General features: G+C 72.6%; 19 protein-coding genes and 2 pseudogenes. 5 read left to right on the plus strand and 16 right to left on the minus strand.

Features of this window, described 5'->3' with window-relative positions; translation table 11 throughout:
• Positions 1-707, minus strand: a 707-nt coding sequence (locus CCN35_RS23460) for a 4'-phosphopantetheinyl transferase family protein (protein ID WP_245863373.1), incomplete at its 3' end; no start/stop codon positions are given.
• A gap of 224 nt (positions 708-931) precedes the next feature.
• Here CCN35_RS23460 and CCN35_RS23465 point away from each other — a divergent pair.
• Positions 932-1,621, plus strand: coding sequence for a hypothetical protein (locus tag CCN35_RS23465; protein WP_067389065.1), 690 nt, complete (start codon positions 932-934; stop codon positions 1,619-1,621).
• Between the two features lie 27 nt (positions 1,622-1,648).
• On the opposite strand, the gene CCN35_RS23470 is transcribed toward CCN35_RS23465, so the two are convergent.
• From CCN35_RS23470 to CCN35_RS23490, 5 genes are all read right to left on the minus strand, one after another.
• Positions 1,649-2,671, minus strand: a complete 1,023-nt coding sequence (locus tag CCN35_RS23470; protein ID WP_086794231.1) for a TIGR03842 family LLM class F420-dependent oxidoreductase — start codon at positions 2,669-2,671, stop codon at positions 1,649-1,651.
• 13 nt (positions 2,672-2,684) lie between these two features.
• Positions 2,685-4,085 carry a dihydropyrimidinase gene (gene hydA, locus CCN35_RS23475; RefSeq protein WP_086794233.1) on the minus strand — a complete coding sequence of 467 codons (1,401 nt, stop codon included), beginning with the start codon at positions 4,083-4,085 and terminating at the stop codon, positions 2,685-2,687.
• Positions 4,086-4,372: 287 nt separating this feature from the next.
• On the minus strand, positions 4,373-5,656 hold the full coding sequence (locus CCN35_RS23480; protein WP_086794235.1) for an aspartate aminotransferase family protein: 1,284 nt from the start codon (positions 5,654-5,656) through the stop codon (positions 4,373-4,375).
• A complete protein-coding gene (locus CCN35_RS23485) occupies positions 5,653-6,495 on the minus strand; it encodes a nitrilase-related carbon-nitrogen hydrolase (RefSeq protein WP_067389080.1) in 843 nt (280 codons plus the stop codon). The genes CCN35_RS23480 and CCN35_RS23485 overlap by 4 nt, the downstream gene beginning before the upstream one ends.
• Before the next feature lie 158 nt (positions 6,496-6,653).
• Positions 6,654-6,905 (minus strand): helix-turn-helix domain-containing protein, encoded by a 252-nt coding sequence (locus CCN35_RS23490; RefSeq protein WP_067389082.1) that lies wholly within the window; start codon positions 6,903-6,905, stop codon positions 6,654-6,656.
• Between the two features lie 52 nt (positions 6,906-6,957).
• On the opposite strand from CCN35_RS23490, the gene map reads away from it, so the two are divergent.
• Positions 6,958-7,725, plus strand: a complete 768-nt coding sequence (gene map / locus CCN35_RS23495) for a type I methionyl aminopeptidase (RefSeq protein WP_067389084.1) — start codon at positions 6,958-6,960, stop codon at positions 7,723-7,725.
• A 338-nt stretch (positions 7,726-8,063) separates the two neighbouring features.
• Complete coding sequence (locus tag CCN35_RS23500; protein WP_067389086.1) at positions 8,064-10,610, plus strand: ATP-dependent Clp protease ATP-binding subunit; 2,547 nt, start codon at positions 8,064-8,066, stop codon at positions 10,608-10,610.
• A 217-nt stretch (positions 10,611-10,827) separates the two neighbouring features.
• Here the strand turns inward: CCN35_RS23500 and ggt are convergent, their stop codons facing one another.
• A complete protein-coding gene (gene ggt, locus CCN35_RS23505) occupies positions 10,828-12,639 on the minus strand; it encodes a gamma-glutamyltransferase (protein ID WP_086794238.1) in 1,812 nt (603 codons plus the stop codon).
• A 136-nt stretch (positions 12,640-12,775) separates the two neighbouring features.
• Between ggt and CCN35_RS23510 the strand changes: the two genes are divergently transcribed.
• Both CCN35_RS23510 and CCN35_RS23515 read left to right on the plus strand, forming a co-directional pair.
• Positions 12,776-13,540 (plus strand): hypothetical protein, encoded by a 765-nt coding sequence (locus CCN35_RS23510; protein ID WP_086794253.1) that lies wholly within the window; start codon positions 12,776-12,778, stop codon positions 13,538-13,540.
• A gap of 184 nt (positions 13,541-13,724) precedes the next feature.
• Positions 13,725-14,300 (plus strand): annotated as a pseudogene (locus CCN35_RS23515) (CocE/NonD family hydrolase C-terminal non-catalytic domain-containing protein); the annotation flags it as partial.
• A 227-nt stretch (positions 14,301-14,527) separates the two neighbouring features.
• Here the strand turns inward: CCN35_RS23515 and CCN35_RS23520 are convergent.
• The 9 genes and pseudogenes from CCN35_RS23520 to CCN35_RS23560 form a co-directional block, all read right to left on the minus strand.
• On the minus strand, positions 14,528-14,983 hold the full coding sequence (locus tag CCN35_RS23520; protein ID WP_201450810.1) for a DUF6278 family protein: 456 nt from the start codon (positions 14,981-14,983) through the stop codon (positions 14,528-14,530).
• A gap of 104 nt (positions 14,984-15,087) precedes the next feature.
• Positions 15,088-15,867: an exodeoxyribonuclease III gene (locus CCN35_RS23525; RefSeq protein ID WP_067389096.1), complete on the minus strand. Its 780-nt coding sequence runs from the start codon at positions 15,865-15,867 to the stop codon at positions 15,088-15,090.
• Positions 15,868-15,957: 90 nt separating this feature from the next.
• Entirely contained in the window at positions 15,958-16,593 is a 636-nt protein-coding gene (locus tag CCN35_RS23530; RefSeq protein WP_067389098.1) for an MBL fold metallo-hydrolase, read from the minus strand.
• Between the two features lie 159 nt (positions 16,594-16,752).
• Positions 16,753-18,057 carry a bifunctional 3-oxoadipate enol-lactonase/4-carboxymuconolactone decarboxylase PcaDC gene (pcaDC, locus tag CCN35_RS23535; RefSeq protein WP_067389100.1) on the minus strand — a complete coding sequence of 435 codons (1,305 nt, stop codon included), beginning with the start codon at positions 18,055-18,057 and terminating at the stop codon, positions 16,753-16,755.
• 324 nt (positions 18,058-18,381) lie between these two features.
• The gene (locus CCN35_RS23540; RefSeq protein ID WP_067389102.1) at positions 18,382-19,185 is read right to left on the minus strand and encodes a formate/nitrite transporter family protein; all 804 of its coding nucleotides are present in this window, start codon (positions 19,183-19,185) and stop codon (positions 18,382-18,384) included.
• A gap of 191 nt (positions 19,186-19,376) precedes the next feature.
• Positions 19,377-19,733 (minus strand): annotated as a pseudogene (locus CCN35_RS23545) (ornithine decarboxylase); the annotation flags it as partial.
• Between the two features lie 430 nt (positions 19,734-20,163).
• Positions 20,164-21,081, minus strand: a complete 918-nt coding sequence (locus CCN35_RS23550) for a TIGR03564 family F420-dependent LLM class oxidoreductase (RefSeq protein WP_067389104.1) — start codon at positions 21,079-21,081, stop codon at positions 20,164-20,166.
• Between the two features lie 112 nt (positions 21,082-21,193).
• Positions 21,194-22,276 carry an LLM class flavin-dependent oxidoreductase gene (locus tag CCN35_RS23555; RefSeq protein ID WP_067389106.1) on the minus strand — a complete coding sequence of 361 codons (1,083 nt, stop codon included), beginning with the start codon at positions 22,274-22,276 and terminating at the stop codon, positions 21,194-21,196.
• Positions 22,273-23,295, minus strand: a 1,023-nt coding sequence (locus CCN35_RS23560) for an NtaA/DmoA family FMN-dependent monooxygenase (RefSeq protein WP_086794256.1), incomplete at its 5' end; no start/stop codon positions are given. The genes CCN35_RS23560 and CCN35_RS23555, both read right to left, overlap by 4 nt.

Raw genomic sequence — 23,295 nt, forward strand, 5'->3', positions numbered from 1 at the left:
CGGACGGCGACCGCGGCGGCGTACCCGTCGTCCACCGCCACGTCCCCGACCGTCCAGCCCCGCACCGCGGCCACCGCTCCGCTCGCCGCCCCCACGTAGTCCAGCGACAGGGCGCGTCCCAGCCCGACGCCCAGCCCCTTCAGACAGGCCTCCTTGCGGGCCCAGACCCGGGCGAACGCCGCCGGCCTGTCCGCCGGCCGCAGTGCGCTCAACTCGGCGCGCTCCCACGGATGCAGACAGGCCCCGACCTCCTCGGCGACCGCGTACTCGGGGACCGCCTCGACGTCCACGCCCACCGGCGCCGGCGCACATGCCAGCAGGCACAGCCCCTCACTGCGGGACAGCGAGAAATGCACGGCGCCGCCGCGCACCACGGGACGCCCGTGCGGCCCTTTGCACATCGGGCACGGCAGCCGCTCCAGGGGGACCTCGGCGGGCGGTACGCCGAGACGCGCGCCCAGCAGCAGCCGCAGTGCCACATGCCCGGCCAGGTAGGTGTCCCTGTCCCGCGCCCTGGTGAAGGCCGCCGCGCGCTGCTTCTCGGAGCCGTCCAGCACCACGGGGGCCAGACGGGCCACCGCCGCCTTGAACGTCTCCGCCCGCACCAGCCACAGCCCGGGCTCTCCCCCTGTCCCCGGCGTCCTCAGCGGCTGCTCCCCTCCCCCGTCCCGCAGCTCCACGGGCAGCAGCACCGCACCGGCCCTCACACACCGCACCCTACGGGCCCTCGCACCGTCCGCCACTCGGCCGCCCGTCCGGCTCCGCCGGTGCACAAGCGACAAACGACGCACCGGGAACGAGCCGCCGTGACCGGGCGGGCACGCTGCGAAGTCTCCCTTCCGTCCCGCCCGCAGTCGTGTGAAACTATGGGCCCGCCCGTGATGTGGGCTCGTTCCACACCGCGTCCGTCCCCCCATACGAGAAGTGCGCCGTGCGTGAACTTCCTCTGCCTCTCGCGCTCACCGCGCGTCTGAGTCCGGTCGTCGTACTCGCCTGTGCGGGCTGGGCGTTGACATCCGGTCCGTTCGCCAGCGAGTCCGCCGCCGAGCCCAAGGCGGCCCAGCAGCAGACGCGCGAGACCGGCAGCCCGTCCTCCCCCGAGTCCTCCGCGCCCTCGGCGACCGCGGCGCCGAAGACCTACACGACCGCGCCGGAGCCGTGCACCAGCCTCGACAAGAAGACGATCACGTCCCTGGTGCCGGGTGCGAAGACGGCGGGCAAGGAGATCCCCTCGACGGACTCGACCGTCCGCCGCACCTGCTCCTGGAACGCGCTCAAGGGCTTCGACTACCGCTGGCTGGACGTGTCCTTCGAGATCATGGACTCGGACGAGGCCGCGCAGAAGTCGTACCGGCAGCGGACCGCCGACAAGAGCGGCGGCGGCGCGGTGCCCGGCCTCGGCGACGAGGCCTACTCTGTCGTGAACCTGACCACGGAGGACAAGCAGGAGACCCGCGAGGGCGCCGTGCTGGTCCGCACCGCCAACGCGATCGTGTCCGTCACGTACAACGGCAGCGACTTCGAGACGAAGAAGGCGCCCAGCACGGACGAGATCAACAAGGGGGCCATCAAGGCCGCCAAGGAGGCGGTGGCCACGCTGGCGAGCAGCAGGAAGAGCTGACCGCCTCCTCCCCGGGGCGCCCGGCGGTCAGGAGCCGACGGCGGGGATCACCTTCTGCCCGTAGGCGTCGATCACCTCTTCCTGCGCGTCGTGCATGTCGTACACGGCGAACTGGTCGACGCCCAGCTCGCGCAGCGCGTTCAGTTTCTCGATGTGCTTCTCGACGGGTCCGACGACGCAGAACCGGTCGACGATCTCGTCCGGCACGAACTGGGTGTCGGGGTTGCCGCTGCGTCCGTGGTGGGCGTAGTCGTAGCCCTCGCGGGCCTTGATGTAGTCGGTGAGCGCGCGGGGAACGGCGTCGGAGTGCTCGCCGTAGCGGGCGACCAGGTCGGCCACGTGGTTGCCGACCATCCCGCCGAACCACCGGCACTGTTCGCGCGCGTGGGCCAGGGCCGCGGGCGAGTCGTCCGCGGTGACGTACGCGGGGGCGGCGACGCAGACCGCCACCTCGGACGGGTCGCGTCCGGCCGCCCTCGCCGCGTCCTTGACGACCCCCACCATGTACTCGGTCAGCTGGAGATCGGCGAGCTGGAGGATGAAGCCGTCGGCCTCCTCCCCGGCCATTCTCAGCGCCTTGGGGCCGTACGCGGCCATCCAGACGGGGAGCCGGGCACCCGGTTTGACCCACGGGAACCTGACCACCGTGCCGCCGCCGAGGTCGGCCTCCTCCCCGGCGGCCAGCGCCCGGATGACCTTCATGGCCGCGCTGACCCCGGCGAGGGTGTTGGGTCTGCGGCCGGCGACGCGCATCGCGGAGTCACCGCGGCCGATGCCGCAGATCGTGCGGTTGCCGAACATGTCGTTGAGGGTGGCGAAGGCGGAGGCGGTGACCTCCCAGGCGCGGGTGCCCGGGTTGGTGACCATCGGACCGACGGTCAGCTTCCGGGTGTGCTCCAGGATCTGGCTGTAGATCACGAACGGCTCCTGCCAGAGCACGGCGGAGTCGAAGGTCCAGCCGTGGCGGAAGCCGTTGCGCTCGGCCCGCTGCATCAGGCTGACGACGCGTGAGGCGGGCGGATCGGTCTGCAGGACGAGTCCGAAGTCCATGGAAGGGGCACTCCTAGCCGAGGTACTGACAGGTGGAGCGCGGGAGGTAGACGCCGTGTCCGGCGCGTCCGGTGTACTCCCGCTCGGTGATGACGGGTTCGCCGCGCGAGAGGACGGTCTCCACCCGGCCGGTGAGGCGCCTGCCCTCGTACGCCGAGTAGTCGACGTTCATGTGGTGGGTCCCGGCGGAGACGACCTGCTCGGCGTGCGGGTCGTAGAGGACGACGTCGGCGTCGGAGCCCGGCGCGATGGTGCCCTTCTTCGGGTACAGGCCGAACATCCGGGCCGGGGCGGCGCAGGCGATCTCGATCCAGCGGCGGCGTGAGATGTGCCCGTCGACGACGGCCTGGTGCAGCAGGTCCATGCGGTTCTCGACGCCCGGGATCCCGTTGGGGATCCTGGAGAAGTCGCCGCGGCCGAGCTCCTTCTGGCCGGCGAAGCAGAAGGGGCAGTGGTCGGTGGAGACCACCTGGAGGTCGTCGGTGCGCAGCCCCCGCCACAGGGCCGCCTGGTGCTCCTTGGGGCGCAGGGGCGTGCTGCACACGTACTTCGCGCCCTCGAAGCCGGGCTCGGCGAGGTTGTCGGCGGACAGGAACAGGTACTGCGGGCAGGTCTCGCCGAAGACGGGCAGTCCCTCGTCGCGGGCCCGGGCCAGCTCGGCGACCGCCTCCTGGGCCGAGACGTGCACGACGTACAGCGGCGCGCCCGCGACCTGGGCGAGCCGGATGGCGCGGTGGGTGGCCTCGGCCTCCAGCAGGGCCTTGCGGACCTCGCCGTGGTGACGCGGGTCGGTCTCGCCGCGCTCCAGCGCCTGCTCGATCAGGACGTCGATCGCGATGCCGTTCTCGGCGTGCATCATGACCAGCCCGCCGTTCCCGGCGGCGCGCTGCATGGCGCGCAGGATCTGTCCGTCGTCGGAGTAGAAGACGCCCGGGTAGGCCATGAACTGCTTGAAGGAGGTGACGCCCTCCTCCACCAGGAGGTCCATCTCCTTGAGCGTCTCCTGGTTCACATCGGAGACGATCATGTGGAAGCCGTAGTCGATCGCGCAGGTGCCCTCGGCCTTGGCGTGCCAGGCGTCCAGGCCCTCGCGCAGGGAGGAGCCGACGCTCTGGACGGCGAAGTCGACGATCGTGGTGGTGCCGCCCCAGGCGGCGGCCCGGGTGCCGGTCTCGAAGGTGTCCGAGGCGCGGGTGCCGCCGAAGGGCATCTCCATGTGGGTGTGTGCGTCGACCCCGCCCGGGATGACGTACTTGCCGGTGGCGTCCAGGGTGCGTTCGGCGGTGAACGCCTCGGCGGCCGGGGTGCCGGAGGCGGCGAGGGCGGCGATGCGGCCGTCCTCGATCAGGACGTCGGCGTGGATCTCGTCGGCGGCGGTGATGACGAGACCGCCGCGGATGACGGTACGGCTCATGCTCCCTGCTCCTTCCGGTCGGACTCCGGGCGCATTCCGGTTGCTTTCCGGTCGGTCTCCGGCCGGACTCCGGTTGGTTTCCGGCCGGACTCCGGTTGGTTTCCGGCCGGGCGTGCGCGGTGGGACGGCGGGCCCCGGGCCGGGGCGCGCGACCGGCGACGGCGGACCGGGGCGGGCCGGGGCGGCCGCGGGCCGGCCCGGTCGCGTGGCCCCGGCCGGCCCGACGGCGGTGCGAACCCCTCGCTCCGGTGCTCGCTGCTCCGGCGCTCGCTTCGGTGCGGAACTCCTCAGCAGGCGCTGCGCAGGGCGCGCTCCAGGATCGCGGCGCCCTCCTCGGCCTCCGCGACGGTCAGGGACAGCGGCGGGGCGATGCGCAGGGCACTGGTGTGGTGGCCGCCGCCCTTGCCGATGAGCAGGCCGCCCTCGCGGGCCGCCTCCAGCACGGCGGACGCCGCCCGCGGATCGGCCTCGTCCGTGCCGGGGCGGACCAGTTCGATGCCGATCATCAGTCCGCGTCCGCGCACCTCCCGTACGCCGGGCAGGTCGGCGGTCGCGGCCCGCAGCCGCTCGATGAGCATCCCGCCGACGCGCCGGGCGTTGCCCTGGAGGTCGTGCTCGAGGAGGTAGGTGAGGTTGGCGAGGGCCGCGGCCGTGGTGATCTGGGTGCCGCCGAAGGTGGAGATGCTGTTGGCGTCCAGGCAGTTCATGATCTCGGCACGGGCGACGACCCCGCCGATGGACATGCCGTTGCCGAGGCCCTTGGCGAAGGTGAGGATGTCCGGCGGTCCGTTGCGTCCGTGCGCCTGCCAGCCCCAGAAGTGGTCGCCGGTGCGGCCCCAGCCGGTCTGCACCTCGTCGGAGATCCAGAGAATGCCGTGCTCCTGGAGCACCTCCCGGAAGGCGGCGTACAGGCCGTCGGGCGGGGAGGTGAACCCGCCGACGCCCTGGACGGGTTCGGCGATCAGCGCGGCGGGCGGACGGGTGTGGCCGAGGAGGTCCTTGAGGTCCTCCACGCAGGCGGCGATGAACTCCTCGTCGTCCAGATGGGCGAACGGGCCGCGGGTGCGGACGCCGCCGTGGACGTACAGCGTCTGCAGCGGGGACAGGGAGGTCGGGGACCAGCCGCGGTTGCCGGTGACGCCGATCGCGCTGAAGGAGCGGCCGTGGTAGCTGTTGCGCATGGCCAGGACGGCGTTGCTGCGCCGGTAGGTCGTGGCGAGCAGCAGCGCGGTGTCGTTGGCCTCGGTGCCGGAGGTGGTGAAGAAGACCCGGGCGTTCGGGATCCCGCTCAACTGGGCGATGCGCTCGGCCAGTTCGACCATCGGCCGGTTGAGGTAGAGGGTGGAGGAATGGAGGATCCGTCCGGCCTGCTCGCTCACCGCCTTGGTGACCTCGGGCAGCGCATGGGCGGTCATGGTGGTCAGGATCCCGCCGAAGAAGTCGAGGTAGCGCTTGCCGTTCGCGTCCCAGACGTGACGGCCCTCGCCATGGGTGATCTCGATCGGGTCCTCGTAGTAGAGCGCGAGCCAGTCGGGTGCGACGGCCCGGTGGCGGGCGTACAGGTCGCTCATGGCCGCACCAGCCCCTCGTAGGCGTCGGGGCGGCGGTCGCGGTAGAAGGCCCACTGCTGCCGCACCTCTTCGATGAGGTCGAAGTCGAGGTCGCGGACGAGGAGTTCGTCCTTGGAGTCGCCGGCGACGTCCCCGACGAACTGTCCGCGCGGGTCGACGAAGTAGCTCGTCCCGTAGAAGTCGTTGTCGCCGTACTCCTCCTGGCCGACGCGGTTGATCGCGGCGACGAAGTACGCGTTGGCGACGGCGGCGGCCGGCTGTTCCAGCTGCCACAGGTGGGCGGAGAGGCCGCGGTGGGTGGCGGAGGGGTTGTAGACGAGCTGGGCGCCGTTCAGGCCGAGTTGCCGCCAGCCCTCCGGGAAGTGGCGGTCGTAGCAGATGTAGACGCCGATCCTGCCGGCGGCGGTGTCGAAGACGGGCCAGCCGAGATTGCCGGGCCTGAAGTAGAACTTCTCCCAGAACCCCTTGAGCTGGGGAATGTGGTGCTTGCGGTACTTGCCGAGGTAGCGGCCGTCGGCGTCGATCACGGCGGCGGTGTTGTAGTAGAAGCCGGGCTGCTCGACCTCGAAGACGGGGGCGACGACGACCATGCCGGTCTCACGGGCGAGGTCCTGCATGCGCCGCACGGTGGGACCGTCCGGCACGGGCTCGGCCCAGCGGTAGTGCTCCGCGTCCTGCACCTGGCAGAAGTACGGCGCGTGGAAGACCTCCTGGAATCCGATGACCCGGGCGCCTTGACGAGCCGCCTCGCGGGCGTGCTCCTCATGTTTGGCGATCATGGACGCGGTGTCGCCGGTCCAGGTGGCCTGGACCAGGGCCGCACGGACGACGTTGGCCATGGCTGCTCCTTCGACGTACGGCAGGGGCAGAGCCTCTACGCCCGTAGAACAGGCCTAGAGGGACGAACGTACGCCTTTCGGACCACCTTGCCAAGGCTCGTCACGGCCAACCCGCGAAGTCGGCCGGGTTTCACACCCCACTGGGCGAGTGCCCCGGGTCACACCTCGACCGGGGTGCACCATCCCGCCAGCTCGTCCAGCGACAGCCCGAGGGCACGGGCCAGGGCCGCCACCGTGAAGAAGGTCGGCGTCGGAGCCCGGCCGGTCTCGATCTTGCGCAGGGTCTCCGCCGAGATGCCCGCGCGCGCCGCGATCTCCGCCATGCTGCGGTCGCCGCGCGCCTGGCGCAGCAACCGCCCGAGCCGTTCACCGCGCTCGCGTTCTTCCGGGGTCAGAGGAGTGCGCACCATGCCGCCATCCTACCGCGGCTTCCGTTATTCAAATACCGGTATAGTAATTGGAATGGTGGAACTGAAGACAGATGCATCGATCGACGCCATGCACCGGGCCGGCCAGGTGGTGGCGCGGGCCCTGACCGCCGTGCGCGAGGCCGCCGACGTGGGGGTCTCCCTGCTGGAGCTGGACGCACTGGCCCGCGAGGTGCTGCGCGAGGCGGGTGCCTCCTCGCCCTTCCTCGGCTACCGGCCCTCCTTCGCCCCGACCCCGTTCCCGGCGGTCCTGTGCACCTCGGTCAACGACGCGGTCGTGCACGGCGTCCCCACCGGGTACCGGCTGCGCGACGGCGATCTCGTCTCCGTGGACTTCGGCGCCGAACTCGACGGCTGGGTCGGCGACTCGGCGATCAGCTTCGTCGTCGGCCGGCCGCGCCCCGCCGATCTGAGGCTGATCAAGACCGCCGAGCGCGCACTGGCCGCCGGCATCGAGGCCGCCGTGGCCGGCAACCGCATCGGCGACATCGCCCACGCCATCGGCACGGTGTGCCGTGCGGCGGGCTACGGCATCCTGGACGGATTCGGCGGCCACGGCATCGGCCGCCGTATGCACGAGGACCCCGACGTCCCCAACGAGGGCCGCCCCGGCCGGGGCCTCCCCCTGCGCCCCGGCATGGTCCTCGCCATCGAGCCCATGCTGCTGGCCGGTGGCACGGACGGCTACCGCGTGGCCCCCGACGGCTGGACCCTCCGCACCCGCGACGGCTCCCGGGCGGCGCACGTGGAGCACACGGTGGCGATCACGGAAGCGGGCCCGCGCATCCTCACGGAACGGTAGGCCGTCCTCACGGAACGGCAGGCGGCCCGCGCGGGGGCGCGGAGCGGGCCGGCGGGCGGCCCATCGCGTGAGCGCGGGACCGTGGTGCCGCCGGTACGGCCCGCACCGCCGGCAGAGACGCAGGACCGGGCCGCCGGTGCGGCCCCGCCGCATGGCCGCAAGGACCGGGCCGGTGGGCGCCGCACGGGCCCCACCACGCCCGCGTCCGTGCGGCGGGAGCGCCCCCCGGGCCGGCAGGTGCCCGACATGCCCGGTGAAACCGGACGTGTCATCGTGGCATGAGCGCAGCTCGACCGGATACCCGGCGGGAGCCACTCGTCAGCGAAGGAACCGAAACGATGACCAGCGGCTTCATCGGACCGGAAGGCGACCCCTTCGGCGAATTCTTCGCCCGCTTCTTCGGCGGCCCCCGTCAGGGGCCCCGGCACGTCGACATCGGCAGACTGCTCAGCCAGCCCGCCCGGGAGCTCGTCAAGGGCGCGGCGCAGTACGCCGTCGAGCACGGCAGCCGGGACCTGGACACCGAGCACCTGCTGCGGGCGGCGCTCGCGACCGAACCCACCCGCAGTCTGCTCAGCCGGGCGGGCGCGGACCCGGACTCGATCGCCTCGCAGATCGACGAGCGCGCCGGTCCCGTCCAGAAGCCGCCGGGCGACCTGCCCCCGCCGACCACCCTCGCCCTCACCCCGGCCGTCAAGCGCGCCCTGCTCGACGCGCACGACATGGCGCGGGCCGGCGGTGCCGGGTACATCGGCCCGGAGCACCTGCTCAGCGCGCTCGCCGCGAACCCCGACTCCGCGGCCGGGCACATCCTGCACTCGGCCCGGTTCGCGGCGCGCGGGCTGCAGGCCGAGAGCCCGGAGACCACCACGGCGCCGGGGACGGAGCGGCAGCGGGCCTCCTCGACGCCGACCCTGGACAAGTACGGGCGCGATCTGACCGACCTGGCCCGGCAGGGGCGCATCGACCCCGTGATCGGGCGGGAGCAGGAGATCGAGCAGACCATCGAGGTGCTCTCCCGGCGGGGCAAGAACAACCCGGTGCTCATCGGGGACGCCGGGGTCGGCAAGACCGCCGTCGTCGAAGGACTCGCCCAGCGGATCTCCGACGGGGACGTGCCCGACATCCTGCTCGACCGCCGGGTGGTGGCCCTGGACATGACGGCCGTGGTGGCGGGCACCCGCTACCGGGGCGACTTCGAGGAGCGTCTGAACACCATCGTCTCCGAGATCCGCGCCCACTCCGACCAGCTGATCGTCTTCATCGACGAGCTGCACACCGTCGTCGGCGCCGGCGCGGGCGGGGAGGGCGGCGCGATGGACGCCGGCAACATCCTCAAGCCCGCCCTCGCCCGCGGCGAGCTGCACATCGTCGGCGCGACCACGCTGGAGGAGTACCGGCGGCTCGAGAAGGACGCGGCGCTGGCCCGCCGGTTCCAGCCGATCCTGGTGCCCGAGCCGTCCGTCCCGGACACCCTGGAGATCCTGCGCGGGCTGCGCGACCGCTACGAGGCCCACCACCAGGTCCGCTACACCGACGAGGCACTGGTGGCCGCCGTGGAGATGTCCGACCGGTATCTGACCGACCGGCGTCTGCCGGACAAGGCGATCGACCTGATCGACCAGGCCGGCGCCCGGGTCAAGCTGCGGGCCCGCACCAAGGGCGCCGACATACGGGCCATGGAGCGCGAGATCGAACAGCTCACCCTGGACAAGGACCAGGCGGTCGCGGACGAGCAGTACGAGCAGGCCACCCGGTTGCGCGACCGGATCGCCGAGCTGAAGCAGAAGATCGCGCAGGCCACCGGGGGCGGGGAGGCCGACGAGGGGCAGCATCTGAAGGTCACCGCCGAGGCCGTCGCGGAGGTGGTGTCCCGGCAGACCGGCATCCCGGTCAGCAGCCTGACCCAGGAGGAGAAGGAGCGCCTGCTCGGTCTGGAGGAGCATCTGCACCAGCGGGTCGTCGGCCAGGACGAGGCCGTGAGCGCGGTCGCCGAGGCGGTGCTGCGCTCCCGTGCGGGGCTGGCGAGCCCGGACCGGCCCATCGGCAGCTTCCTGTTCCTCGGCCCGACCGGCGTCGGCAAGACCGAGCTCGCCCGGGCGCTGGCCGAGGCGCTGTTCGGCAGCGAGGACCGGATGGTCCGGCTGGACATGAGCGAGTACCAGGAACGGCACACCGTCAGCCGCCTGGTGGGTGCCCCGCCCGGGTACGTCGGCCACGAGGAGGCCGGTCAGCTCACCGAGGTGGTGCGCCGGCACCCGTACTCCCTGCTGCTGCTCGACGAGATCGAGAAGGCGCACCCGGACGTCTTCAACATCCTGCTGCAGGTGCTCGACGACGGGCGGCTCACCGACGCCCAGGGCCGCACGGTGGACTTCACCAACACCGTCATCGTGATGACCAGCAACCTCGGCTCGGAGCTGATCACCCGGCGCGGTGCCGGGATCGGCTTCGGCGCGGGAGGCGCGGAGGCGGACGAGGAGGCGCGGCGCGAGCAGATCCTGCGTCCGCTGCGGGAGCACTTCCGCCCGGAGTTCCTCAACCGGATCGACGAGATCGTCGTCTTCCGCCGGCTCACCGGCGAGCAGTTGCGGCAGATCACCGATCTGCTGCTGGAGAGGACCCGCCGGCTGCTGCACGCGCAGGGCGTGGACGTGGAGTTCACCGACGCGGCCGTCGACTGGCTCGCCCGGCGCGGCTACCAGCCCGAGTACGGCGCCCGTCCGCTGCGCCGCACCATCCAGCGCGAGGTCGACAACCAGCTGTCCCGGCTGCTGCTGGACGGCCGGGTGCACGAGGGCAGCCGGGTCACGGTGGACGTGGCGGACGGCCGGCTGACGTTCGGCGTCCAGGACCGGGAGCCCACGCCGGCGCCCGCCGAGTGAGCGGCGCGGGGAGCCGGGTGAGCGGCGCGGGGCCCGTCCCCGTCCGCGCGGGGACGGGCCCCGCCGTGCCCGGGGGAAGAACGGGCCCCGCCCGAAGGGGAGACGGCCCCGCCGCGTCACCGGCCGGCAGGTCCCGCGGCTCCGCCGGCTCGGACCTGCCGGCCGCAGCTTCCGCAGGTCTGCCGGCGCGGGTCCACCGGCCCCGGGTCCCGCAGGTCTACGGCACCGGGTGCACCGCCATCGCCGAGCCCCCTCCCCGGCGGACCTTCTCCGCGGCGGCCCGCCATCTGCCGTCGGGCAGGTGCTGGACGGCCGTGACGGCGCCGATCTCGGGGGTGGGCTTGAAGGAGTGGCCGATCTCCTCCAGCCGCTTTCTCAACGGGCTGTCGTAGAGGCCGGGTTCGAGGTCGGTCTGGGCCGTGTTGCGCTGGCTGGCGCGGGGCGCGGCGATCGCGTCGGCCAGCGGCAGGTTCCGGTCCAGGACGCCGGTCAGGACCTGCAGCACGGTGGTGATGATGGTCGCGCCGCCGGGTGAACCGAGCGCCATCATCGGCCGGTTGTGCCGGTCGAGCACGATCGTCGGCGCCATCGACGAGCGCGGACGCTTGCCCGGCCCGGGCAGGTTCGGGTCGTGCACGGCCGGGTCGGCCGGGGCGAAGGAGAAGTCCGTGAGCTCGTTGTTGAGCAGGAAGCCCCGGCCGGGCACGGTGATGCCGCTGCCGCCGGTCTGCTCGATGGTGAGGGTGTAGGCGACGACGTTGCCCCAGCGGTCGGCGACCGTCAGATGCGTGGTGCTCTCGCCCTCGTACGTCGTCGGTGCCGCCGTGCCGCCCCGCGCGCAGGCCTTGGGGCGGCGCGGGTCGCCGGGGGCGAGCGGGCTGGTGAGGACCGCGTTGTCCTTGATCAGGCAGGCCCGTGAGTCGGCGTACTTCTGCGACAGCAGTTCCCTGGTGGGGACGTTCTCGAAGGCGGGATCGCCGACCCAGCGTCCTCGGTCGGCGAAGGCGATGCGGCTCGCCTCGATGAAGCGGTGCAGGTACCGGGTCTCGCTCGCCTTCGAAAGGTCCGTCCCCTCCAGGATGTTGAGCGCCTCGCCGACGGTCGTGCCGCCGGAGGAGGAGGGCGCCATCGAGTACACGTTCAGACCGCGGTAGGAGGTCCTGGTGGGCGCCCGCAGGACGGTGCGGTAGGCCGCGAGGTCCTCGAGGGAGAGCCTGCCCGGGCGGGCGTTCCAGCCGGAGGCCGGGTCGACCGGCGGGTGGTTGACCGTCTTGACGACGTCCTTGCCGAGGTCGCCGTGGTAGAACGCGCCGATGCCCTCGCGGGCCAGTTTCCGGTAGGTGCGGGCGAGGTCGGGGTTCTTGAACGTCGAGCCGACCACGGGCAGCCGGCCGTTCGGCAGGAACAGGTCGGCGGTGGCGGGGAAGCGGCGGAAGCGGGCCTCGTTGGCGGCGGTCTGCTCGCGGAAGGTCTCGTCGACGGTGAAGCCGTCGCGGGCCAGGCGCTCGGCCGGTTCCAGGAGCGTGGCGAGGCTTCTGGTGCCCCACCGGTCCAGGGCCGTCTGCCAGGTGGCGGGCGTGCCGGGCGTGCCGACGCTCAGTCCGCTGCTGACGGCGGCGTCGAAGGGGATCGGTCTGCCGTTCTCCAGGAACAGTCCGGAGTCGGCGCTCAGCGGGGCGGTCTCACGGCCGTCGATCGTGTGCACGGTGCGGGTGCGGGCGTCGTAGTGGACGAAGTAGCCGCCTCCGCCGATGCCGGCGGAGTAGGGCTCGGTGACACCGAGGGCGGCGGCGGTGGCGACGGCCGCGTCGACGGCGTTGCCGCCCTTCCTCAGCACCTCGATGCCGGCGGCGGTGGCGTCCGCGTCGACGCTGGCCACGACGCCTCCGTGCCCGACGGCGACGGGGGTCTTCCGGACCGGTCCGGAACCGGTGCGGGGCTGTGCGTCGAGCGGGGCGGCCGCGCCCACCGACACCAGGACGGCCGAGACCGCCAGGACCGTCAGTTTCCGTGCGACAGGACGACGCATCCGCACCTCCACACCGGTTGTGCTCGGTTGCCTGGCCGTTCGCGCAGCTTAGTGTCATTGCCATGATCCCGTCAGAACAATGGGACCATTCGGGTGTCGAACACCGGTGCGCCCGAAGCCGCTAGCATCCCCGGCCATGAGCGAAGGCGTGCGCGAGATCGTCCTGGGGCTGGTGGCGGCGGGCATCAGCGCCGCACTCGGCTGGCTGGCCCGCACCTACCTGTGGCGGCGCAAACTGCGCCGCAAGCAGGCCTTCTTCGGGCTGCCCGACAACTCCGAGTGCCTGCTGGTGGTCAACCGCGAGGCGAGCGGCACCAAGCCCACGGTGATGCGCCACGACGTCTTCGCCCTGCTGGAGCTGTCCGCGCTCATCAAGGACTGCAACGCGGGCTTCCAGGTCGTCGCGCACGACACGGCCCGGCAGGGATTCGGCGAGCGCACCGAGTTCTGCGTCGGCGGGCCCGCCTCCAACCGCCGCATGGCGGCGCACCTTTCGTCCCTGCTGCCCGGGGTGCAGGTGAACACCGACACCGAACCCGGCCCGGACCGGGGCGCGTTCCGGATCGGCGACACGTGCTACCGGGCCGACCCGGGCCGCAGCGAATACGTCCTGCTCGCCCGGCTCACCGCCGGGGAGCGCCGCTCCGAGTCCCGGCCGGTGTTCCTGTTCTGCGGACAGCTCGCGATCGACAACCAGGCCGCGACCCGCTATCTCGCCCGCAACTACGAGCGGCTGGCCCGCAAGTACAAGAACGGCTCCTTCGTCCTGCTGCTGAAGGTGATCAACTCCGAGGCGTACGGCCCGGACGTGGTCGAACTCGTCGCGGATGTGACCCGTGAGGCCCGGACCGCTCCGCCGGCCTCCGAGACCGAGGCCTCACCAAGCGTCACCAGCACGTGACCCACCGGCGGGCTGCTTCGGGCGGCGAGAGCGGTTACCGTCGGGTCGCCTTCATCGGTACGCGTGAGGAGCGCCCGTGGGACTCAACCGCGAGGCCCTGCGCACGACCGCCGCGGGTGCCGTGCCGGCCGCCCTGCTCGCCGTCAGCGCCCTCGGTGCCGCCCCCGCCGCACAGGCCGCCCCGGGCGGCATCCACGAAACCCACCCGGACTGGAGGCCGGTGAGCGCGGACCGCGGAAAGTCCGCCCCCACGGACCCGGTCACCATCCACGCGGGAACCGACTCCGGTGCGAACGGCGGGACCGCCTTCCTGTCCGGCCTGCTCGACCAGACGGCCCGGATCCCCCCCGACGGCGTACCCCCCGCTGCTCCCCCGGCGCTGGGCCGCGGTGCGGCAGTCGGACACCTGGACCACTCCCAACAGGTGCGCGGCACCGCGACGTTGCACACGACGCTCACCCCGATCGCCAGGAGCGGCACCTTCGTCGTCCGCCTCTACGACGTCGGCCCGCCCGGCATCGGCAAGCCGATCACCCGTGCGCCGTACCCCTGGCACGGCCGCACGCCCGGTGTGCCGTTCACCGTGGACCTGCCGCTGTACACCACCGCCCACGGCCTTCCGGCCGGGCACCGGCTCGCCCTGGTCGTCGAGACCGTCGACCCGCTCTGCCTCGAGCACAACCCGCCCGGCGCGCAGCTGACCTTCTCCTCACCGGCGAACGACCCGTCCCATGTGTCCGTTCCGCTGCGCGAGCAGTGATCTCCGGCTGCCGCCGGCCGGGTATGGCTCCATGGACTGCTGCCCCCTGCGGTCGAAGGGCCATGGGGGCACCCCACCCGGCGACAGCATCCCCGTCCCGGTGGCAACGGACCGGATCGCCGTCACCCCGGGGACGAGCGCACCATCGTAGTCGAGGTCCGGCACGCCGAAACCGCCGGTGGGCAGAAAGGCCCGTTCCGCCGGCCGCCCCGGCCGGGCACGGGCCGTCAGGTCTCCGAGATCTCCGCGTACAGCTGCGAGAGCCCGGGCACCCCGCCGACCGCCCACTCCTGACCGGCCGTCACCACGTCGATCTCACGGCCGGAGGCCAGACGGACCACCGGCCGGCCGTCCGCCCCGATCTCCCACGCGGCGCCGGGCACGGTCCGTACGACGACCGTGCCCAGATACAGCCCCGCGTCATTGCCGAGCCAGGGCAGGGTCTCCTCGTCGTCCCGCCAGCGCGGCAGCAGCTGGTCCAGTGCCTCCAAGGAGGCCGCGGAGTCGTCGAGCCGCAGCCCCTCCTCGGCCACCTGGGAGCGCAGCAGCTCGCACTCGGAGAGAAGCTGCGCAAGCCCGGCACCGCCGTCGTCCTCCCCGCCGTCGCCTTCCCCGAAGAGCACGGCGACGCCGCGGGAGACCTCCCGCCTTTTGCGCCATCTGCCCAGGAAAGGGATGCCCATGGCCCCAGGGTGACATCCGGGCCGCCACGGCACCACAGGGCACGCGGACTCCGCACCCTGTCGGCGCCGTGCCGCGGCCGGGCCGCCGGAGCCGCACGCCGGAACTACATGTCGAGGTCGACCACGACCGGGGCGTGGTCGGAGGCACCCTTGCCCTTGCGCTCCTCGCGGTCGACATAGGCGTCCGTGACCGCCTTCGCGAAGGCCTCGTTGGCGTACACCAGGTCGATGCGCATCCCGCGGTTCTTCGGGAAGCAGAGCTGGCGGTAGTCCCAGTACGTGAAGGGGTGGTCGTACTTCAGGGGCCGCGGGACCACGTCCGTCAGACCGGTCTCGCGCAGGGCGGCCAGGGCGGCCCGCTCGGCCGGGGTGACATGGGTGGAGCCCTCGAAGGCCGCCCGGTCGTAGACGTCGTCGTCGGTCGGCGCCACGTTGTAGTCGCCGAGGACGGCGAAGGGACGGCTGCCGGCCGCGTCGCCCGCGACGGCCGCCCTGAGCGCCTCGAACCACTGGAGCTTGTAGGCGTAGTGGGGGTGGTCCACCTCGCGCCCGTTGGGCACGTACACCGACCAGACACGGACCGGGCCGCAGGTCGCGGAGACGGCGCGGGGCTCCTCGACGCCCTCGTACCCGGGGTCGCCGGGCAGCCCCTTGACCACGTCCTCCAGGCCCACACGGGAGAGCACCGCCACGCCGTTCCACCGCCCGGTGGCATGGACCGCCGCCTCGTACCCCAGCTCACGCAGCTGCTCGTACGGGAACTTCTCCTCGGCGACCTTGACCTCCTGCAGGCACAGCACGTCCGTGCCGCTGCTCTCCAGCCAGGCCAGCAGCCTCGGCAGGCGGGCGGTGATCGAGTTCACGTTCCAGGTCGCGATGCGCATGCCCCACAACCTACCCGGAGCCGCCGACACCGCCTCCCGCCCGAGCCCCGTGCCCACGGGAGCCCGGGCCGGGAGTGCGCGGCGCCGGGCTCAGACCTCCGCCGACGCGCCCGGGGTCAGCCGCAGGTGCTCCGAGCCTCCCAGGGCGCCGATCTGACGGTCGTAGATCGGACGGGCCAGGTCGGTGAGGAGGGCGTCGTGGATGTCGTAGGCGCGCTGCGGCTTGACCTCACGGAGGTAGTCGATCACCTCGGAGATCTTGTTCCAGGGCGCCATCACCGGGAGCATCAGCGTCTCCACCGGGCAGCCGGGCACGGTGAGCGCATCGCCCGGGTGGAAGACACGGCCGCCGTCGATGAGGTAGCCGACATTGGTGATGCGCGGGATGTCCGGGTGGATCACCGCGTGCAGCTCCCCGTGGACCTGGACGTCGAAGCCGGCGGCGGTGAAGGTGTCGCCGTGGCCGACGGTGTGGACACGGCCCGGGAAGGCGGGGGCGATCTGCTCCGCGACCGACCTCAGGGTCCAGATCCGGGCCTCCGGGTTGGCCTCCAGGGCGGCGCGCAGGCGTCCCTCGTCGAAGTGGTCGGGGTGCTCATGGGTGACCAGGATCGCCTCCGCGCCGACCGCGGCGTCCTCCTCGCTGAAGCCACCGGGATCGATGACGAGCGTCCGCCCGTCCTTCTCCAGGCGGACGCAGGAGTGCGACTTCTTCGTGAGCTTCATGCGTCCCATCCTGCCGCGCACCGGGCGCGCGGACCGCACGGCGCAGTCGCTTCCGGGGCCCGCGCTCCTGCTGCCCGTGCTCCCGGGCCCGCGCTCCTGCTGCCCGTGCTCCCGGGCCCGTGCGCCCGGGACCCGCGCTCCCGGTGCCCGGCCGGAGGCTCACACGGGAGGCGTCGTCTCCTCGCGGATGACCTGCTGGGCGACCCGGAAGGCCCTGCCCGCCGCGGGGATGCCGCAGTGGACGGCCGTCTGCAGCAGCACCTCCTTGATCTCGTCCGGGGTGAGGCCGCTGCGCAGGGCGCCCCGGGTGTGGGCGGCGAGGTCCTCGAAGTGGCCGCCCGCGACCAGGGCGGCGAGGGCGACACAGCTGCGGGTGCGCCGGTCCAGGCCGGGCCGGTCCCAGATCTCGCCCCAGGCGTACCGGGTCAGGAGGTCCTGGAAGTCGCCGGAGAAGTCCTCGGCCTCGGCGAGCGCACCGTCGACGTGCGCGTCGCCCAGCACCTCACGGCGGATCTTCAGACCGGTCTCGTAGGTGTCCGGCCCGCCCGTGAGCTGCTCCGGCTGGTCCACCGGGGCGATCTCGGCGATGGGCGCGGCCTGCGGAGGCGGGGCCATGGCGGGCATGGCCGGCTGGCCCTGCGGCGGGACGACCATCATCTGGCCGGTGGTCGACTCGAAGGGCAGCTGCCAGGTGGTGGAGAAGTGCCGGACCAGCAGATCGGTGACGGCGGCGGGCTGCTCCACCGGCACCAGGTGGGAGGCGCCGGGCACGACGGCCAGCCGGGCGTCACGGATGCCGGCGACCAGGGTGCGGGCCTCGGCGGGGCCGGTGACCTGGTCCTCGGAGCCGACCAGGACCAGCGTGGGAACGCCGATGCGGCCGAGTTCGGTCCGGACGTCGAAGGTCGCCAGGGCCTCGCAGAGGGCGATGTAGCAGCCGGGGTCGGTGGTGCGCACCATCTGCACGGCCCACTCGGTGATCGCGGGCTGCGCGGCGGCGAAGCCGCTGGTGAACCAGCGGTCCGGGGAGGTACGGGCGATCGGGTCGAGCCCATTGGTGCGGACGACCACCCCGCGCTGGCGGAACTCGTCGGCGGTGCCGAAGCGGGGCGAGGCGGCGATCAGCGCGAGAGAGGCGAGCCGCTCGGGGTGGCGCAGGGCCAGTTCGATGCCGACGGCGCCGCCGAGCGCGCAGCCGACGTAACCGAAGCGCTGCACGCCGAGACTGTCCAGGGTGGCCAGCAGACGGGTGGCCAGCTCGGAGACCGAGGCGGCGGGATACGCGGGTGCGCCGCCGTGCCCCGGCAGGTCGAACCGGAAAACACGCCACTGCTTCGCCAGTTCGGGGACCTGCCGGTCCCACATGTGCCACGTGGTCCCCAGCGAGGGGCCCAGGATCAGGACCGGTGCCTGGTCCGGCCCGTCAAAGCGGTACTGCAGGATGTTCGACGGTGTCTCGCTCACCCGTCAGACCTTCTCACGTCTCACGGGGTCTCACACAGTTGGGGGAACCGACGGCTCCGGTTCCTTCCGGCACGCCGCCTCCGGCGCCGCCGGGGCCCTCGTGGGCCCGGAAAGACAACAGTACCCGGCGCATGTTCACGGCCGCCTCGCCCGCTCTGCCCGGCTGCGCCCCTCCCCCGTTCCCGTCCGGGCGCGGACGTCCGCTCCGCCGGGCGTCCGCGGCCGCGTACGAGACGCTCTCGGCGACGCCCTCCGCGGGGGCGGCTCCGCCGGGCGTCCTGGCCGGCCGACGGCCGTGCCCGGTCGTCACCGGCTTCGCGGGCGTCAGGAGCCGAGGCGTGCGTTGTCGTCGTTGAGCACCGGGGCACTGCGGATGAGGCGCAGCGTCGTGGTCAGCAGGAGACCGCCGACGACGTTGCCGAGAACCGCCCAGGCCAGCCACCCCAGCCAGGCGAGGTAGCCGTAGGGCGCCCTGCCGGTGTGCAGGCCGGCGAAGGCGATGAGGGAGTCCAGCACCGAGTGCCACAGCCCGAACCCGGCCAGGACGAACGCGGTGGCGATCGATGCGGTGATCTTTCCGGTCATGGACTCACTGCCGTGGTGCATGCGGGTCATGAGCGTGATGACGCCGCCGCCCAGCACGGCGAGGCAGAAGGTGCCCAGGGTGTACCCCCCGTCGACGAACTGCGCGCCCGCGGCGGCCGCGGTGCGGTGCAGCTCCGGGTAGGCCTGCATGACCAGCCACAGGAACACCCACCCCCCGATCAGGTTCATCACCAGGACCGTTCCCCACATCCGTGCCAGGTCCAGCCAGGTGGCCGCGCCCGCCACGACGGTGGCGACGGGCACCAGGAATCCTTCCGTGAACAGTTCGCTGTGCCCGAGCAGCAGAGCGATGAGCCCCACGGAGAACGCCAGTCCGGCCAGCAGCTCGCTGCCGGTCTCGTGCTGCACGAACAGCAGCGCCAGGACACCGACACCGACGTCGATGCCGCCCAGCAGTGAGGTGGCCACCAAGGACGTCCAGGTGCGGTGCAGCCGCGGCCGGCCCTCGGCCACGATCCGTTCCGCCGCATCGGCGACCCTCTGCTCGCCGGGCCCCTGCATGATCTGGTCATCCGGCTCCATGACGTCCTCCGGTTTCGTGTCACCACGGGAACGTGCCGGCTGCGCGCCGGAAAAGGCGCGCGTCCTCGCGGGAGTCGAGCGCGGGCCAGGGCCGTCCTCGTGCCGGGCCGCATGGTTCGTGAACCGCCTGCCGGGCCGTCACCCGCAGGGTCCCGGCACGGGGGCCGGAAGCGTCGGGGCAGGAGCATGCCGGCGATCACGGACTTGTGGGCGTCGCGCGAGACGAGGAGCTTCTCGTCCGGTCCGGTCACCGCCGGCATCGCGGCCTTGACCGACCGGGAGCTGCCGCAGGTGGAGAAGAAGGCGTGGTCCGCGCCGACCGTGCCGGCCGTCGGCTCTTCCGCCCGGTGCACTCCCCGGGGCTCGCGACGGTCGTCGAGTCCGTTCAGGGACGGCACGTCCGAGGCGAAGACGCCCTCCCCCGCGCTGTCGAGGACGCGGGGACCGGCTCCGAGGCCCTGCTGGTGGCCGGGAGGTCCGTACACCACGTCGCCACGGCGCCGGAACTCCCGCGGCGCCTCCAGCACGGGGGCACGAGAGTGGTCCATCACTGCCCTCCTCGCGGATGCCGCGGCGGCGTGGCCCGTCCCGGCCCGGCCGCGCACCGGTCCCGGAACGACCGGGTTGCACGGAAGCAAGCACCGAAACGGCGGGACGGCCCCTGATGCACGCCCCACGGGAGGTCCGCCGTCCAGGTGCGCAGCAGGCCGGGCGGGCCGAGGAACCGCTTGCCCGCGCCGACGAGACAGGAGACGGCGAGGGATGCGGGCTCCTGTGAGGGTTCACATGGTCGATCGCCTTGATCAGGCCGGCCGTGCCGGCCCGGACGGCGTCTTCCCTTTTTCCTCCTCCGTCCTCCCTTCTCCTCCGGGTTCCTCCGGATCCCGGCCGGCGGTCCGGTGTCCCGTTCACCCCTCGGGACTTCTCACGCCCCGCTCACGTCTCACGAGGTCCCGCACCGGTCACACCGGTGGGGCCTCAGCCGGTGGCCAGCTCTCCGAGCAGTTTCCAGGTGCGGCGCCGGTCGGCCTCGCTGCCCAGGTCGGTCCAGGTGAACAGCACCTCCGTCGCCCCGGCCTCCCGGTATCGCCGCACCTCGGCGGCGACGGTCTCCTCGTCCCCGATCACGGCCAGGTCGGCGGCCCGGGTGGCCCCGGAGAGCTCGATGGCGCGCCGGTAGGAGGGGACTTGTTCGGCGGCCGCGAGCGTCTCGACCGCCTTCTCCCGCACGGCCTCGACGTCCGCGGTGACCACGCCGGGCACCATGGCCACGATGCGCGGCGCCGGTCTGCCCGCCGCCTCGGCCGCGGCGGTGACGGCCGGGACGATGTGCTCGGCGAGCGCGCGCGGGCCGGCCAGGTTCGGGAGGATGCCGTCCGCGAGTTCACCGGCGACGCGGAGCGCCTGCGGCCCCATGGCGGCGACCAGGAGGGGCACCGGCGGTTCGGCGCCCGGCACCGCCGCCGGGAAGGGTGTGGTGGCGGTCAGCAGCTCTCCGTGGAAGTCGGCGCTGCCCGTCTCGACGAGCTGGCGCAGGGCCGTCAGGAACTCCCTGAGCAGGCGGACGGGGCGCTCGTACGGGATGCCGAAACCGGCCTCCGTCAGCGTCCTGACGCCCAGCGCGAGCCCGAGGTGGTAGCGGCCGCCGGTGGCCGCCTGTGCCGTTTGGGCCTGGCCGGCGAGGAGAAGCGGGTGACGGCCGAAGATGGGGACCGCCGCCGTTCCGACGTGCAGTCCGGGCACCTCGCGGCCGACGATCGCGGCCAGCGAGGTGGAGTCGTACGAGAAGAGCTGGCCGAACCACACGGAATGCAGTCCGGCGTCGCGGGCTTCCCGCGCGCGCTGGACCAAGGTGTCGATCCGCTCCTGGGGAGAGAGCGCCAATCCGATGGTCATGTCCGGGATAACCAGTGTGCTCACGGCCGGCATTCCCGCGGGCGCACGACGAGGTCGTGGCCGTCACCCGGCCCGGACGATCCTCGTTCCGCCCCGTGCCGGGCCCTTCCGTTCATCCCCGGCTCCCCTCATCGGCGGCGGGCCGGACGGGGCCCCAGGCGAAGGGCGGATCCGGGATGTCCCGTCGCAGCACGGGAGCGACCTCGGACTGGAAGAGCTCGAGGGAGGCGCGGTGCTGGGCCTGCGCCAGCCCGTTCGCGTCCGCCTGCAGATGGAGCACGGTGTGTCCGAACTGCTCGTGGTAGCGGTGCACCTTGTCGATGATCTGCTGCGGGCTGCCGATCAGGGCGGAGCTGCGCTCGACGAAGTCCTCCACGGTCTCGAAGACCGCCGGCAGGCCGGCCTGTTTCTGGAAGGCCAGCATCGACTCGAAGACCGGCCGGTACAGCTTGACCGCTTCCTGGGAGGTGCGGGTCACGAGCACTCCGGCCGTACCGGCGCCGACCGCGATCCTCGCCGGGTCGTGGCCGTAGTGCTCCCAGCGCTCGCGGTAGTACCTGATCAGTTCGGCGTACGGCTCGATGGGGTTGGTGACGTTCGCGGAGAACAGCGGGTCGCCGTGGCGGGCGGCCAGGTCGACCGACTCCTTGCTGGTGGCACTGCCGTGCCAGACCCGGATGGGCTGCTGGAAGGGACGCGGCCACACCTCGGCGTCGGTCAGCGGCGGGCGGAAACGGGTGGCCGCGGTCACCCTGCCCTGGCGCCAGATCTTCCGGAACACCTCGTAGCTCTCGGCATTGCGCTCCCACTGGTCCTCGGGCGTGACATGGAACAGCTCGCGCTGGGCGGTGCCGTTGCCCTTGCCGATGATCAGCTCCAGGCGGCCCTCGGAGAGGTGATCGAGGGTGGCGTAGTCCTCGTAGGCACGCACCGGGTCCAGAAGGCTGAGCGTGGTGACGGCGGTGAAGAGGCGGATGCGCCGGGTCAGTGCCGCGACGTGGCTGAGGACGACGGGCGGCGAGGAGGAGAGGAAGGGCCGCTCGTGCCGCTCCCCCACGCCGAAGCCGTCGAAGCCCAGTTCCTCGGCGAACAGAGCGTTGTCGAGGACCTCGCGGAAACGGTCGTGGGTCGACTTGCGCACCCCGCTGACCGGGTCGGGTCGGTGCGTGATCAGGGTGATGGCGAGGAACCTCATGACGCCGCCTCCCGGGCGCGGGTGTCGTCCGGGTGGGCCAGGCCGAGGTGGTCGCGGAGGGTCGGGCCCTCGTACTCGGTGCGGAACACGCCCCACTCCTGCAGCAGCGGGACGACCTTGTCGGCGAACTCGTCGAGGCCGGTGGGGGTGAGGTGCGGCACGAGGATGAAGCCGTCGCTGGCGTCGGTCTGCACGAACTCGTTGATGGTGCGGGCGATGGTCTCCGCCGAACCGATGAAGGTCTGCCGGTTGCCGAGCTCGATGACCAGGTCGCGGATCGACCAGTTGTTCGCGGCGGCGCGCTCGCGCCACTCGCGGGCAATGGCCAGGCGGTCCCGGTACATGCGGACCTGGGCGCGGCCCTTGGCGATGTGGTCGTCGCCGACGTCCGGGTCGATGTCGGGGAGCGGCCCGTCCGGGTCGTAGGAGGACAGGTCCCGGTTCCAGACGAGTTCCAGGTGCTTGATGGCGGTGGCGCCGCTGACCTGCTGGCGGCGCACCTCGTGGGCCAGTTCCTCGGCCTCGGCGTCGGTGTCGGCGAGCGCGAAGGTGGCGGCGGGCAGGATGAGCAGCTGGTCGGAGCGGCGGCCGTATGTGGCGAGGCGGCGCTTGACGTCGGTGTAGAAGGCCCGGCCGGCTTCCAGGGTGGCGTGCCGGCTGAAGATCGCGTCGGCGTCGGCGGCGGCGAACTCGCGGCCCTCGTCGGAGTCGCCGGCCTGGAAGATGACGGGGCGGCCCTGCGGGGAGCGGGGGACGTTGAACCGCCCGTGGATGTCGAAGTGCCGTCCGGTGTGGACGAAGGCGCCGGCCTTGGCGTCGCGCAGGAAGGTGCCGGTCTCCCGGTCGGCGAGGATCTCGTCGCCGCGCCAGGAGTCGAACAGTTCGTTCGCCGTGGCCAGGAACTCCTTGGCGCGGGAGTAGCGTTCCTCCTCCGGCAGAAAGCCGCCGCGGCGGAAGTTCTCGCCGGTGAAGGCGTCCCAGGAGGTGACGACGTTCCAGGCCGCGCGGCCTGGAACGTC

Origin of the sequence: Streptomyces thermovulgaris, assembly GCF_002155915.1 — a bacterium.
Lineage (GTDB): Bacteria > Actinomycetota > Actinomycetes > Streptomycetales > Streptomycetaceae > Streptomyces > Streptomyces thermovulgaris.

Excerpts from the sequence above, each read along its gene's own strand:
- ggt (WP_086794238.1), bottom strand. The coding sequence starts at position 12,639 with ATGCGTCGTCCTGTCGCACGGAAACTGACGGTCCTGGCGGTCTCGGCC.
- CCN35_RS23500 (WP_067389086.1), top strand. The coding sequence starts at position 8,064 with ATGACCAGCGGCTTCATCGGACCGGAAGGCGACCCCTTCGGCGAATTC.
- hydA (WP_086794233.1), bottom strand. The coding sequence starts at position 4,085 with ATGAGCCGTACCGTCATCCGCGGCGGTCTCGTCATCACCGCCGCCGAC.
- CCN35_RS23555 (WP_067389106.1), bottom strand. The coding sequence starts at position 22,276 with ATGAGGTTCCTCGCCATCACCCTGATCACGCACCGACCCGACCCGGTC.
- map (WP_067389084.1), top strand. The coding sequence starts at position 6,958 with ATGGTGGAACTGAAGACAGATGCATCGATCGACGCCATGCACCGGGCC.
- CCN35_RS23480 (WP_086794235.1), bottom strand. The coding sequence starts at position 5,656 with ATGAGCGACCTGTACGCCCGCCACCGGGCCGTCGCACCCGACTGGCTC.
- CCN35_RS23470 (WP_086794231.1), bottom strand. The coding sequence starts at position 2,671 with ATGGACTTCGGACTCGTCCTGCAGACCGATCCGCCCGCCTCACGCGTC.
- CCN35_RS23525 (WP_067389096.1), bottom strand. The coding sequence starts at position 15,867 with ATGCGCATCGCGACCTGGAACGTGAACTCGATCACCGCCCGCCTGCCG.
- CCN35_RS23490 (WP_067389082.1), bottom strand. The coding sequence starts at position 6,905 with ATGGTGCGCACTCCTCTGACCCCGGAAGAACGCGAGCGCGGTGAACGG.
- CCN35_RS23485 (WP_067389080.1), bottom strand. The coding sequence starts at position 6,495 with ATGGCCAACGTCGTCCGTGCGGCCCTGGTCCAGGCCACCTGGACCGGC.
- CCN35_RS23530 (WP_067389098.1), bottom strand. The coding sequence starts at position 16,593 with ATGAAGCTCACGAAGAAGTCGCACTCCTGCGTCCGCCTGGAGAAGGAC.
- CCN35_RS23540 (WP_067389102.1), bottom strand. The coding sequence starts at position 19,185 with ATGGAGCCGGATGACCAGATCATGCAGGGGCCCGGCGAGCAGAGGGTC.
- CCN35_RS23550 (WP_067389104.1), bottom strand. The coding sequence starts at position 21,081 with ATGACCATCGGATTGGCGCTCTCTCCCCAGGAGCGGATCGACACCTTG.
- CCN35_RS23520 (WP_201450810.1), bottom strand. The coding sequence starts at position 14,983 with ATGGGCATCCCTTTCCTGGGCAGATGGCGCAAAAGGCGGGAGGTCTCC.
- CCN35_RS23510 (WP_086794253.1), top strand. The coding sequence starts at position 12,776 with ATGAGCGAAGGCGTGCGCGAGATCGTCCTGGGGCTGGTGGCGGCGGGC.